This window comes from Anaplasma platys, assembly GCF_012790675.1.
GTDB classification, from domain to species: domain Bacteria; phylum Pseudomonadota; class Alphaproteobacteria; order Rickettsiales; family Anaplasmataceae; genus Anaplasma; species Anaplasma platys.
In genome coordinates, this window is sequence record NZ_CP046391.1 from 145,322 (window position 1) to 158,356 (window position 13,035).

The 13,035-nt window shown below is 45.8% G+C and carries 9 protein-coding genes; 5 read left to right on the forward strand and 4 right to left on the reverse strand.

Annotated features, from left to right (window positions below):
• Window position 1 precedes the first annotated feature (1 nt).
• A complete protein-coding gene (locus ANPL_RS00595) occupies window positions 2–1,288 on the forward strand; it encodes an MFS transporter (protein ID WP_236822845.1) in 1,287 nt (428 codons plus the stop codon).
• A 688-nt stretch (window positions 1,289–1,976) separates the two neighbouring features.
• On the opposite strand, the gene ANPL_RS00600 is transcribed toward ANPL_RS00595, so the two are convergent.
• Window positions 1,977–2,627: a Tim44/TimA family putative adaptor protein gene (locus ANPL_RS00600; RefSeq protein WP_169192885.1), complete on the reverse strand. Its 651-nt coding sequence runs from the start codon at window positions 2,625–2,627 to the stop codon at window positions 1,977–1,979.
• Window positions 2,628–2,738: 111 nt separating this feature from the next.
• Here ANPL_RS00600 and secB point away from each other — a divergent pair, with 111 nt between their 5' ends.
• A complete protein-coding gene (gene secB / locus ANPL_RS00605; protein ID WP_169192886.1) occupies window positions 2,739–3,212 on the forward strand; it encodes a protein-export chaperone SecB in 474 nt (157 codons plus the stop codon).
• Window positions 3,213–3,214: 2 nt separating this feature from the next.
• A complete protein-coding gene (locus ANPL_RS00610) occupies window positions 3,215–3,997 on the forward strand; it encodes a DsbA family protein (RefSeq protein WP_236822846.1) in 783 nt (260 codons plus the stop codon).
• 670 nt (window positions 3,998–4,667) lie between these two features.
• Here the strand turns inward: ANPL_RS00610 and ANPL_RS00615 are convergent.
• A complete protein-coding gene (locus tag ANPL_RS00615) occupies window positions 4,668–5,927 on the reverse strand; it encodes a M16 family metallopeptidase (RefSeq protein WP_169192887.1) in 1,260 nt (419 codons plus the stop codon).
• 690 nt (window positions 5,928–6,617) lie between these two features.
• Between ANPL_RS00615 and ANPL_RS00620 the strand changes: the two genes are divergently transcribed.
• Complete coding sequence (locus ANPL_RS00620; protein ID WP_169193584.1) at window positions 6,618–8,021, forward strand: NAD(P)H-dependent flavin oxidoreductase; 1,404 nt, start codon at window positions 6,618–6,620, stop codon at window positions 8,019–8,021.
• A 186-nt stretch (window positions 8,022–8,207) separates the two neighbouring features.
• On the opposite strand, the gene ANPL_RS00625 is transcribed toward ANPL_RS00620, so the two are convergent.
• Entirely contained in the window at window positions 8,208–8,804 is a 597-nt protein-coding gene (locus tag ANPL_RS00625) for a riboflavin synthase (RefSeq protein WP_169192888.1), read from the reverse strand.
• Window positions 8,805–8,937: 133 nt separating this feature from the next.
• Complete coding sequence (mfd, locus tag ANPL_RS00630) at window positions 8,938–12,348, reverse strand: transcription-repair coupling factor (protein ID WP_169192889.1); 3,411 nt, start codon at window positions 12,346–12,348, stop codon at window positions 8,938–8,940.
• A gap of 227 nt (window positions 12,349–12,575) precedes the next feature.
• Here mfd and rnhA point away from each other — a divergent pair, with 227 nt between their 5' ends.
• On the forward strand, window positions 12,576–13,028 hold the full coding sequence (gene rnhA, locus ANPL_RS00635) for a ribonuclease HI (protein WP_169192890.1): 453 nt from the start codon (window positions 12,576–12,578) through the stop codon (window positions 13,026–13,028).
• Window positions 13,029–13,035 lie beyond the last annotated feature (7 nt).

The window sequence follows — 13,035 nt, forward strand, 5'->3', positions numbered from 1 at the left end:
CATGCCCCGATACCGTTTATTGATGGAGAGTGCAATGGTTAATGGCAGGGACATAACGGGCAGGTGTTTTATTGCATGGGGTCTCATAGCTGTATTCTATATGCTTCAGTATGTGTTTCGGGTAATGCCCAATACATTTTCCAGTATGATTATGGAAAAGTTTGGTGTTGGTGCGTTTGCGTTTGGCCAGTTTTCTGCGTTGTATTACGTTGGATATACAGTGGCACAAATCCCTCTAGGGATGATAATGGATAAGTGGGGACCAAAAAGGGTTACACCTATCTGTGTGGTGTTGATGGTACTTGGCCTTATTCCTTTGATGTTTGGTCCCTGGTATTTGGTGCAGTTGGGGAGAGTTATGACCGGTTTTGGTTCTGCTGGTGCCGCTCTATCTATTTTCAAAGTTTCCAATATGTATTTTGGAAAGAGAAATGCAGTGATGACTGCAATAGCATTAACTATAGGACTCGGGGGTGCAGTATTCGGTGGGGCACCTGTTAAATCTTTCGTTGATGATTCCGGCTGGGATATGTTCCTGCTGATATGTATCGGTGTTGGACTAATGATAGCAGTCTTGACTGCTACGGCTCTCTCCCATGCAGAGGATAATATCCCGAGTGGTGGCAGCTTCATGGAAATGATAAAATTGGTGTTCTTCAATAAGAGGGTCCTGACAGTAGGCTTACTGGGGGGATGTATGATTGGATCCATAGAAGGATTTGCAGATGGCTGGGTTACTGCGTTTCTTGTTGAGGTTTGTCGCATTGATGCCGCTACAGCTGCTACTTTGCCATCTGTGATATTTCTGAGCAAAGGCGTGGGATCATGTGTCCTGAGTTGGATGCTTAGCAGGTCCTTTGACGGCGTAAAGATGATAATTTATTGCGGCGTGGGTACGGTATTTGCGTTTGTTGTGCTGCTGACGGGGGAGTGTGACAGTGTAGTGGGCGTGGTTGCCCTTTTGGCCTTGATTGGCTTCTGTGCCGGGTACCGGCTACTTGCAATATATAAGGCAATAGAATACGTGGGTCCGTCCGCAGTGGCGTTTACAACCGCGGTGAACAATATGATCATTATGTTATCTGGCTATTTCTTCCACACGGTAATAGGAGCTGTTGTCGATTCTAACTGGGATGGCGTGATAACTAACGGACATGCCGAATATGGTGTGGATGTGTTGGTTAAGTCGCTGCTGGTGGTGCCAGTAGGGGCGCTAGTGGGAACTATGGGGTTCTTGATCTTAAAAGCAATGGAGAACAAAAAAGCTTCGGCAAGCGTAGGGCAATAACATTGCGGGAGTGTCATGGCTTGGGGGGGGGTATGTGACTGTTTGCCACATATGTGCGGGATGAGCTTTTTGACTGTATGTTTGCCGGGTTTTTGATCGCTGCATTGTTTTTATTTACATGTGGCGGGTGCATTTCCCAGGCAGTGTTTACGATACTTAAGGCTTTAGTAGAACAGGGTGCAATATGCTGACAGATGTGGAGTTCTCAGCAAAGTGGTTGCTTCCGTATGCTTATCTCTTACCAAGCAGGTTGCCTGTATAAACGGCAGTTGAAACAGTTGCAGTCCATTGTAAACAAGTTCTAAGTTGCCACATGTGCCCCGCGACGTAACGTTGTTGAGTTTCTCTCAAGCAATTTCACTATGCTGAGGGCCGAGTGAAGCAGGTATATCTGTGCAATGGATGTTTCTGAGTTCTCAGCAGGTTGTTCACTGTAAGTAATTGAGTTTCTTATAAGCTGAGTTTGTACATGTATGAAGCTTTACAGCACATGCCACGCCTAGGTTTTTGATTGTTCAACGGGAAGGCTGCTGTGTGCATAACCTCTTCTCAGCAAGGGTTTCGCGTGCATGCGTCCCTCATAAAACGCGTACAATTCGCTGTAATACAAAGAGCTTTGAAGAATCCCCGAAGGAAAGTAACGCCTTTTTGTTGTTTACTCAAGGTATTACACAAGGCGGCGCGTTGTCTATTCTAAAGTCGAAGACAGATACCACTTCTTACCCGGGGTGTTGACATCCCTTTCAAAGGTCCAGAAGTCCTCGACAACGTTCATGCTAGAGGTACTGCCGTCGGTCACGTTGCCGTCTTCATCACGAATAACGTTGATCTGCTCAGTAAGGAACTTCACGGTGATGTATGCCTTGTCCCCCTCCACTTTCGCTGCGCAGATCTTTTGGGATAAGACGGACACCACAACATCCTCATGGAAGCGCTTTTCGTTGCGACGACGCTCTATTTCTTTCTCGAAAGACTTGTACATATCATCGGTAAGTAGCGAAGAAAGAAGCTCAGTATCTCCCCCGCTCAAAGCCTTCATTATCAGCTCAAACGCAGCGGCAGATCCGGACATAAAGCTCTTTAGAGAAAATTCCGCATTCTTTGCATGTATCTGTGCAATAGCGGGAGCCACACTTGCAGAGTGCTCAGCATCGGTAACAGTATCGAGGGACAGATCAGGAGATTCACTTTGCGAGTCGCAAACCACCCGCCCATTGTCCGCGCCTTCCGGCCCGGAACAGCCTGACTGGAAACTCACGCTGGATGCCCTACCCAAGGAGCTGTATAGGCGGAAGAAAATAAAGGCCGCGACGAACGCGTATATTGCCAACTCGACCATACCCATCCACAATTTTTCACAAAGGCTATGTACAAAAGTACTTAACCATATTATAGTCTGGCCAGCGTTAATCAACAATTAATTGCGGGATGTCCGTCTGGAGGTGTCTGAATGCAGCCGAAAGTTAAAGTTAGGGGGCAGTACATAAAGGACTTTTCTTTTGAGAATCCTAATGCTCCTAGGGTGTTTCTTATGATGAGTAAGACTCCTCCCGAGATAAACATAACTGTGAATGTGTCATCGGTGGGATTGCCAGTCAAACCAGCAGCTGAGGGAGAAGCTCCCAGCGTTGATTTGTATGAGGTTACTTTGCAGGTGAAAGCGGAGTCCGTTGTTGAAAAGGTTGCAGCCTTTGTATGCGAGATTAAGTACTGTGGAGTGTTTGCAGTTGAGGGAGCTGAAGACGAGGCGCAGTTGAAGGCAGCGTTGCTGATTACAGCTCCAGGGATATTGTTCCCGTTCCTCAGGGAAGTTGTATCAAAAGTCACAGCGTCCGCGGGATTTCCTCCCTTGATGCTGGAGGTTATTGATTTTGCGGAAATGTTCGAAAAACAGATTGTGGAAGGTGGTGCCAGCCAGGAGTAAAGTTGGTCGTAGTTATAGGGCTTAGTTACTGGCCCTGTTGTGGCTTTCATGTTGTGGTGGAGGTTATGGGGTTCTTGCAGTTTTTCAAAAGGTCTTTCCTGACCGCCTTGGTGATAGTGTGCGTGCTCCAATTTTCGGTGTGTTACGCCGACGAAGGCGTCGAGCCGGCGACAAAACCCGATGTTGCCGCCGAAGAGGTGACTCCTAAGCAGCTCTTGGGCCTCATGCCTGATGATAGGTACTTGGGCAACGTTGGTGCGCCTGTAATCATGATAGAGTATGCGTCGCTGGCTTGTTCCCACTGCGCGGAGTTTACAACTAAAGTTTTTCCAAAGCTGAAAAAGGAGTACGTAGATACGGGGAAGGTTCTGTATATCTATAGAGACTTTCCGCTTGATCGTCTTTCGCTGGTTGCTGCAATGCTTGGAGAGTGCTACAAGGGCAATCAGTCGTTCTTCTCATACATAAAGGCTGTTTTTGGGTCTTTTGAAACGTTGATAGCGACTTACAAGGATCTGGGCTTACTGTCCAATATTGCCAAGATCAGTAATATATCAAGTGACGAGTTCAAGAGGTGCACGACAGACGAGTCTTTGATGGATAAGGTGATTAACAGGAAGTTCTTGGCGGTGAATAAGCTGAATGTAGATGCGACACCGGCGTTTTTCATCGATGGTCGAAGGTATGAGTCCTCCCACACGTTTAATAGCATGGCTGAAGAGATAGAGAGAGCTTTGGTATTAAAGCTCGTGGATGGTAACAAGAGTCCCGAAGAAGGTGGCTGAGGAGAAATTGTTTGGGTCTCGGCTGGGGTTATGCACCAGTGGTGTGAGTGTTCGACGTGCTTGGGATGCCGTCCAGCAGGTAGCTGCTGATCTCTAGTCAGCTGTTGTTGTTTCCACTCAGTCCAGTGTGTCCTGGGGCTGGATGCGATGCTTGTAATTCTAAGTTTACTTGGTATAGCCGCAGCTACTAAGGCTAATTGTGGTTGTGGTAATGTGCCTGCGAATTTTTGGTGGGGAATGTTTAGGTCATATCATGTATAAAGCATGTGGTGCGTGGTGTGCTTTCGATGATTAGGTTACTCTACAAAGGGTATCGTTCCAGCTCTATAACTTGCTAGCAGGTGCGTGGCGTTTAGTGAAACTCTAACCATCGGAGGGGGAGGCTTCTGGTTAGTGTTCTAATACAAATTCAGTGTGTTGTCTCATAGTAACCTGTCCAACACATGTGGGAACTGCGCTGAGTTTTTTGGTTCAGGGCCCACCTGTTGCGTATTAATAAAAACTTTACACTTCTGTTTCTAAGCATGTGGGGTATCGGAAACCCCACACGGAATCCAATTAATATTAGAGCAGCACAAGGTGGAGCTAGTCTGCCTTGCTGAATTTATGGGTGTGTTGCCCGCACAATTCGTTCCCAAGTGGCATGGTAAAACCGTAAGCGCTGCTACATTTATCCAAGCATTGCAGAAATTTCCTCTCTAGATGCTAGGGATCCTACTTTGCCGATGGCAGCAACGGATATTTGGGAGCTATTTTTTAACAGGAAATAGCCCACTTGTTTTATGTCATCCGCGGTTACATTCCTTATTTTTTCTATCAATTCTTCTTGGGAAATGTACTTACCGTAGTGAGAGTAGTAATAACCAAGTGCTTCTGCTTTTGATACGGGGCTCTCTCTCGACATCAAGATCTCAGATTCAAGTTTACTTTTGGCACGTGTTATTTCATCTGCCTTTAGTGTATCCGGTAAGGATTTTATTTCCGTGGTCACGGTTTGTAGTAGTTTGGGGAGCTTGGAGCTATCTGTTGCGGCGTGGATAGAGAAGAGACCGCTGTCAGAATAACTGGAATTAAACGAGTAAATACTATACACCAACCCAAGTTTTTCTCGCACTTCTTGAAAGAGCCTAGAAGAAAGTCCGCTACCTAATATTGTATCGAATACCTGTAAGGTGTGAAACCTGTCATCAGTGTAAGGTACACCAGGAAAACCCAGGATCACGTTTACCTGTTCAAGCTTTCTTTCTTCTAAATATTCCCCGCCGGTATACTCCGGTGAGGGAAGAGAGGCTGGCTGTTTGTCCTTTATCTCCGCCAAGCCTTGGCACATTTTCAGTACTTCATCGTGCGATATGTCACCAGAAATCGCGAGCACCAGGTTGCTGCCGAAGTAGTGTTTTTCCATGTAAGAAACCAGGTCTTTTTTCGAGAAGTTTTGCACGGTTTGCACCGAACCAAGAATTGGTTTTCCGAATATTTGCTCCTGGTAAGCAACTTCCACATATTTGTCAAAAATTATGCTGCTTGGGGTGTCATTTGTTTGATATATCTCCTGTAACACAACATCTTTTTCCCGCATGATCTCCTCTTCAGGGAATGAGGAGTTAAGCACTATATCGGTTAGGACCTCGAGTGCTGTGTGGATGTCCTTTTTCATCACCTTTAGGTGATATACTGTGTGCTCCTTATCGGTATATGCATTGAAATTACCCCCTATGGCATCAAATGTTTTGGCGATATCCAGTGCCGATCTTGATGTGGTGCCCTTAAATGCCATGTGCTCTAAAAAGTGGGCCAGCCCTATCTTCTCGATTTGCTCATGTCTGCTACCAACTTTAATCCAGAGATTAATGCCAACTGAGTTGACACCACTAACTCTCTCGGTGACGACTAGCATGTTGTTTTTGAGTTTTGTTAATACCGGTTCCATGATCACAATGATTTTAAGATATGAGGTCGTTGATGTTACAGCATTGCGTTGTAGCATAAAAGTAGAAATTGCTGCTATGAGCAATATAGAGGCCAGGCGGCAGGGGCTGAAGGCATTGCTGTGAGATATTTAGAAAGGACTATTAAAACCGCTTTATGGCCGATTTTACTCGGTATACCGAACTAGGAAATGGGGGAGTTGTGGCCACCTTGTTTTGTGGTTTAGTGCCATGCTGTGCACACTGGCATATTGTGATACCGAGCTCCACATGGAAATTACCAGTATGCCAGACGTTTTAGGAAGGCTGTTGTGGCCTTGGTATAGCAATAGCTTTGTTGTTTTTTTCAAGTGCAGCATTTAATGCGATTCTTCGGGAAACCTGTGGTGTTCAATCGTGTTTTTATGGGAGATTCTACCATTCTGTATGTGTTACGGTGATGGTAATGTCAGCGAACAGGATATTGCGGAAAATCTCAGTAATTTCTTGTAAGATGTGAGTAGGATTGCACAAATTTGTCGTGCTGTACCGGATTTATGTCATATATAGCCTGTATAGGCAAAGCCGCATTTCGATTGACTGAAAGCACCTATAAGTGCTAGACTCGCATGTGTGCCATGGTTCGTATAAATGGATGGCAGAGCCCTGATAAGGTGGTTGACGTGTTGTTTGGCTGGGGGAGGGTTGCGCGTTTGCTGAAAGGAATCAAGAAAATTAATGTTTCTGGTCGTGAGGTGTGGCCTATCATTGAAGGGGGGAAAGGAATAGGAGTTAGCAATGGTAGGAGTTCCGGCGCCTTTGCAGCAGCGGATGCCGTAGGGACATTTTCTGGTGCCAGCCCCGACTTTATAGACAGCAATGGAGAGTACGTTCCGATACAATACAAAGGTAAGACCAGGAGAGAACGTAACCGTGAACTGATAGAATATTCAATCCGCGCCGGCATTAGTCAGGCGCAAGTGGCTTATGATTTATCCAAAGGCCGTGGTCGGATACATATGAACGTTCTGTGGGAAATGGGGAACGTAGACGAGGTTCTGCATGGGATACTGGACGGTGCCCAAGGTCTTATCCATGGAGTGACCTGTGGCGCAGGCATGCCTTATAAGGTGGCTGCGTTTGCGCAACAATATGGGATTTATTACTATCCGATAGTTTCATCCGTTCGTGCTTTTAAAATACTGTGGAATCGCTCTTACCGCAAGTTTCCTCATGATTTGTTGGGTGGGGTCGTTTATGAAGACCCCTGGCTTGCTGGAGGGCATAACGGGATTAGTAACAGTGAAGCTCCTGACCAGCCGGAGTCGCCATATGAGCGCGTTGCCAATATTAGGGCGTTCATGAATGAGGTAGGTCTTTCTCATGTTGTAATAATTATGGCTGGGGGAGTATGGCACCTAAAGGAATGGGAATCGTGGCTTGAGGATGAGCGCATAGGTCCTGTAGCGTTCCAGTTTGGGACCAGGCCCTTGGTTACTGAAGAAAGCCCTATTTCCATGTTTTGGAAGAGGAAGCTGCTAACTTTGGCCAAGGGTGATGTTTATCTGAACCGCTTTAGTCCAACAGGTTTCTATTCTTCAGCGGTAAAAAACGAGTTTATCAAAGAATTGCAGCAGCGTAACGAGCGGCAGGTGCCGTTCAGTGACGAGTGCAGCGGGGAGTACGATACTGAGGTGGTATTTGGGGTTAGGGGACGTAAGATATACGTAAAGTCTGCTGACAAAGAGAAGGTGGAAGGGTGGATGGCGGCTGGATATAGTGCAGTTATGAAGACGCCAAGTGATACCGTGATTTTTGTCACTGATGAAAAGGCACGTGAAATACACGCAGACCAAGTAGGCTGTATGGGTTGCCTTAGTCACTGTAAGTTCAGCAACTGGAAGGATCATGATGACTTCAACACAGGGGAGAAGCCAGATCCTAGGAGTTTTTGTATTCAAAAAACTTTGCAGAATATCATTCACCAAGGAGATTGTGAAAGGGAGCTCATGTTTTCTGGGCATAATGCTTACAGGTTTGGCAGCGATGAGTTCTACAACAATGGGCATGTCCCTACTGTAGCTGAGCTGGTGGATAGGATTTTGAGTGGGTACTAGCGCGGTGTCCGGCAGCAGCCCGTGCTGGCATGAGCACTTGTAGTTTTTGTTTTGCGTAGTGTTGCCCTCTTGGGCATGTTCGCAATAGTACCGACCTGTCTTGAGGTTTTATCCGTATGTCGCACCGCAGAGAAGGTCTGTTGGTAGCATTTGCTATTACTTTGGAACCACGGGAAGGCTTGGGGGTTATGCCCGGTGTAAAGCCGCCAGGTACCTGGCGATAAGATCGGTTTCAATGTTTACAATGTCTCCCACCATAAGATACTGAAACGTGGTGTTGTCCCAGGTGTAAGGGACAATATTCACGCAAAATTTTCCGGGGGAGGCGTCATTTATGGTCAATGAAACTCCATCGACTGCTACGGAGCCCTTGTGTGCCAGGTATTTCATTTGGGATTCGTCGCAGAGAATCTCCACCACACGGGACCCGGCATTGCGAGTTATCGAGAGTACAGTGCCGAGACAGTCCACGTGTCCCTGCACAAGATGCCCATCTAGTGGGTCGCCAACTTTTAGAGAAGGTTCCAGGTTGATTTTTGTACCTTTGGTCCACAGTTTTAGATTGGTTGCTCTCATGGTTTCCGCAGAAATATTTACCACAAAATGCTCGTCGCACTTTTCTACTACCGTGAGACAAGCCCCAGAGCACGATACGGAACTGCCTTTACTAATTCCGCCAAAAATCTCCTTTTTTTGAGTACCGATATGAGCTATGACGTCAGATTCGCTGATCCTGGAAACATCGACTAAATGCCCTACTGCAGCGATAATTCCACTAAACAAAAAAATCTCTCAGGTATATCACTTCTACCCATAGTAACAAATACGGGGTGACTGTGCTACATTTGTGGTGGAAGTGAAGTGTTCACGCATCGCCTAACAGACGCAAAAGATATTTTGCTGGTGGCGTGGGTGGTTAGCAAACCTGGTTCGTATTCTGTGAACACACATTGCTTTCCGAAAGTAGGCCACACATGGTAGATAACTGGGAGATTACATATTTTGTGATGCTGGGGGCATGTACTCCGGGCACGGTCATTTTGACGTTGCTTCCGGTGATGGTAAATATTCCCATGTTGCGCACAAAGTACTCCAAAAGCCTTTCCTCTTTTGGACCCAGGCTGCGTTGAAATTGCAGAGTGACGCTGTTTTTCATTTGCGTGACTTCAGATATACGTATAATCGAGCACAGATGTTTTATGTGAAGCACATCTAGCAGGTTTTCAACTTCACGTGGCGGTTTTCCGAATCTATCTGTCAACTCTGCTGCACAGCGCTCAATCTCTGTGGGTGTTTTCAGTCCACTGACTTTTTTGTATACGTTCATTCTCAAGTCAAGGTCCCGAATGTATGCGGGAGGAATTCTCACGTTGATATTGATGTCTACTTTCACATCATGGCAACTTCTTATGTCTTCAGTTGCGGATTTACAAGCTTCCATTTCTTCAGACAACATCTTGTAATATAGCTCCGTTCCTATTTCTTTTATGTTTCCAGACTGTTCTTCTCCCACTAGATTGCCAAAACCGCGCATATCCATGTCTTGAAGTGACAAAGAAAACCCAGAGCCGATGCTGTTTAATGACTTGAGAATTTCTAGTCTTCTGACTCCCGGAGAATTGGGAACGGCCTTGTTGGAGAGTAAAAAATAAGCATAGCCCTGCGTGGTACTCCGCCCAACTCTTCCCTTCAGCTGGTACAGCTGCGCTAGCCCGAACATGTCTGCATTGTATACAATAATAGTATTTGCTATTGGTACATCTATACCGCTCTCTATTATTGATGTTGTGAGCAGTAGAGAGAACTTTCCTTCATAGAACTCATTCATAATTTTATCCAGCGTGCTTGCAGCAGTTTTTCCATGCGCCACGGCTATCTTCACTTCAGGAACCAACTGTTTCAGCTTCTCCATAACTGGTGCGATATCTGATATGAGTGGGCAAGTGAAAAATATTCTGCCACCACGGCTTATTTCCTTAAGTATGGCCTCCTTTATCGCTTTATTGTTGTAGTGGGATATGGATATCTCAACTGCCAATCTTCCAATGGGGGGAGTGCGTAAAATGCTGAGATCCTTAATGCCTGATAGCGACATGTGCAACGTCCTAGGTATGGGAGTTGCCGATAGGGACAAAACATGAACTTTACTCTTGAACAGACGCATTTTCTCCTTTTGTTGCACTCCAAAGTGCTGTTCTTCGTCTATTATTAATAGCCTGAGATCTAAGAAACGTACGTCATCGGTTAGGAGAGCACTGGTGCCGATTATTATGTTGATGTTCCCTTCTTCTAGATCCCTTTTGATTTGTTGTTTTTTTCTGGCAGTAACTTTAGAAAGCTGCTGGATATTGACGTCGTAGTTTTTGAATCTGTCTTTAAAAGCGCCAAAGTGCTGATTACACAAGAGGGTGGTAGGCACTATTACGGCCACTTGGCACGTAATGTCTTCGCTGACCACTAAAAATGCTGCGCGCAGGGCTATTTCAGTTTTACCAAATCCCACATCGCCGCAGATGAGTCTATCCATAACCTTGCCGCTTGATAGATCGTTTTCGACGTCGGCAATGGCCTTTAATTGGTCTTCAGTCTCTACATATGCGCATTCCTTGCAGAAGTCCCTGTAAGCTGTGCTGGCAAAAAATTTACTCCCTTCAGACAGTCTGCGCATTGCTTCAGAGCTCAGGAGTGCTTTTGCGATATCTCTGATGCGTTTTTTCAACTTAGCTTTCTTTTCCTGCCAAGAGGTGCTGCCCAGTTTATCGAGGATAACGTCGGTGTTGTTACCGTACTTTGTGATCAGATCTGTGTCTTCCACGGGGACAAATAGCTTGTCATCGTTTCTATAGGAGATCTCGACAAAGTCATGACAGTTACCGCATACTGTGAGGGTTTTTAAGGCATTGAATATGCCGACACCATAGTCTCTGTGGACCACTACATCACCTATGGTCAAGTCAGATGCATTGCTAGCTATTGTTGCTTTGGTTTTACGAACGCTGTACTCCCTTCCGAGAAGGCTATGCTCAGTTATGAGGATAAAATTTTGGGTTTCTACACCGTTTTGCATCGGCGCAATAGCAATGCTGTAACCACTGCGTACATCACTGTAGCTGTGCACAGGTGACATACTGATGTCAAAGGATTTGAACTTTTCCACTAGGTACTGTAAAGACTCGCGACAGTAGCACGCTAGAATAACGGGCTTTGTAGTTTTTGCCATATAATCTGCTGCAGCCGCGAAAATTGTTGAGTTTCTCTCTTTGGCTTGTAGCCTGAAATTTGGTATTGCAGTGAATAGACCACGTCTCTTCTTTGTGCTGCGAGCACGCTCAACAATGCTTTTGTCCAGTGGTTCAAAGTGATAGGCAACTATTTTGGCGAATGGCCTAGATGCCTCGAGATAATCAGCAAGGTCCATTGATATGCGTGGCAGAGAAGTGGAAAAGTCGGCCACTGATTCCTCGATAATTTTTTCAATGTAAAGGGGGAGGTTGTGGGCCACCGCTTCACTAAAAACCAGCACTGCACCTTTTACGTAGTCAAATATAGTTTCTAGAGATTCCACGAAGCAGGGCAATAGCTGTTCCTCTCCAGGATACTTTTGTCGTGAGATTACTGCTTCATATAGTGCAGGGTGGGTCTCGGCCAACTGGGCGGCACGTGCTTTGAAACTTTGAATATTGCCATCGTTTTTAATCACCTCTGAGACGGGGAGGATTAGTAGATCCTCTAGGGCTTCGCCAACCGTGAGCTGTGTGGTTATTTGAAAAAACTTTATAGATTCTATGGTGTCATAACAAAAGTATATTCTGATGGGGTCTTCATCAGCAGACTGGAATATATCTACTATCTCTCCTCTTACGGCGAAGCTTCCTACCTCTTGCACCACCGAAGCACATTGAGAGTATCCGTGCTCCACCAGATAACCTATCAAGGCATCCATAGATAGTGTTTGTCCAGGTTTTATATTCATTGTCATGGAGGGCACGACGCTTCTTGGCAGCACTTTTTGTGTTATGGCCCCTACAGTCGTTATGAGGACATATGGTTTTGATGCTGAGAGTAGGTTTTGTAGGCACCTGACCCTTGCAGACATCACGTGGCTGCTGGGGGACATGCCCTTATGGGGTTGAAAGTCCCATGCTGGGAAGGTGAATATGTCATGGTTATTGTCAAAGAATCTCAAGATATGGAGGCGGAGGTCAAGTGACTCGCCGTCTTTTAGGATTATGACAAGTGACTTATTGGGATTACTTAGGCAAACATCAACGCAGAAGGTATCCTCAATTTCTTGAGGCACACCCGTCACTCTTTCCAGGCAACTCATTCTTTCTAATCACATGTTCTATCCGTAGTTAGAGCACCTAATTTGGGGGCCAAGGTTGCTGCTCATACATCTGGTAGCGCTAGGTAGATTTATGGCACCCTACAAAGAGAACCATGAAAAACACAGCTGCCCTTTTTCTATCGGCAAGGCTAAAGGCACTAACACGAATGTCATTGTATTATGCAGGGTATTGGAATACAATCAAAAACGGTGAATTTGTAGTACTTATGGGCGGTGATAGGGTTGTTATTTATACAGATGGGGCTTGTTTAGGAAATCCTGGTCCTGGAGGTTGGGGGGCTGTATTGCTCTTCCCTTGTGGAAAGGAGAGTAAGATTACTGGCAGCTGTTCGGATACAACGAATAACAGAATGGAGCTTACTGCAGTTATATCAGCGTTGGCTGCACTTGATGAGGGGAAAAATGTGTGTGTGCACACTGACAGCATCTATGTTAAAAACGGGATCACTTCATGGATACACAAGTGGAAGTTAAATGGCTGGCGTACATCAAATAATTCTGCCGTGAAAAATGTAGATTTGTGGATGGAGCTGGAAAAGCTTTCGCTGAGGCATAATGTAACATGGGAATGGGTGAAAGCTCATGCTGGGAACAGGTACAATGAGGAGGCTGACTCACTAGCAAAGGATGCGATCGAACGCCAGGTTTCTGTGCGTTGAAAATGCC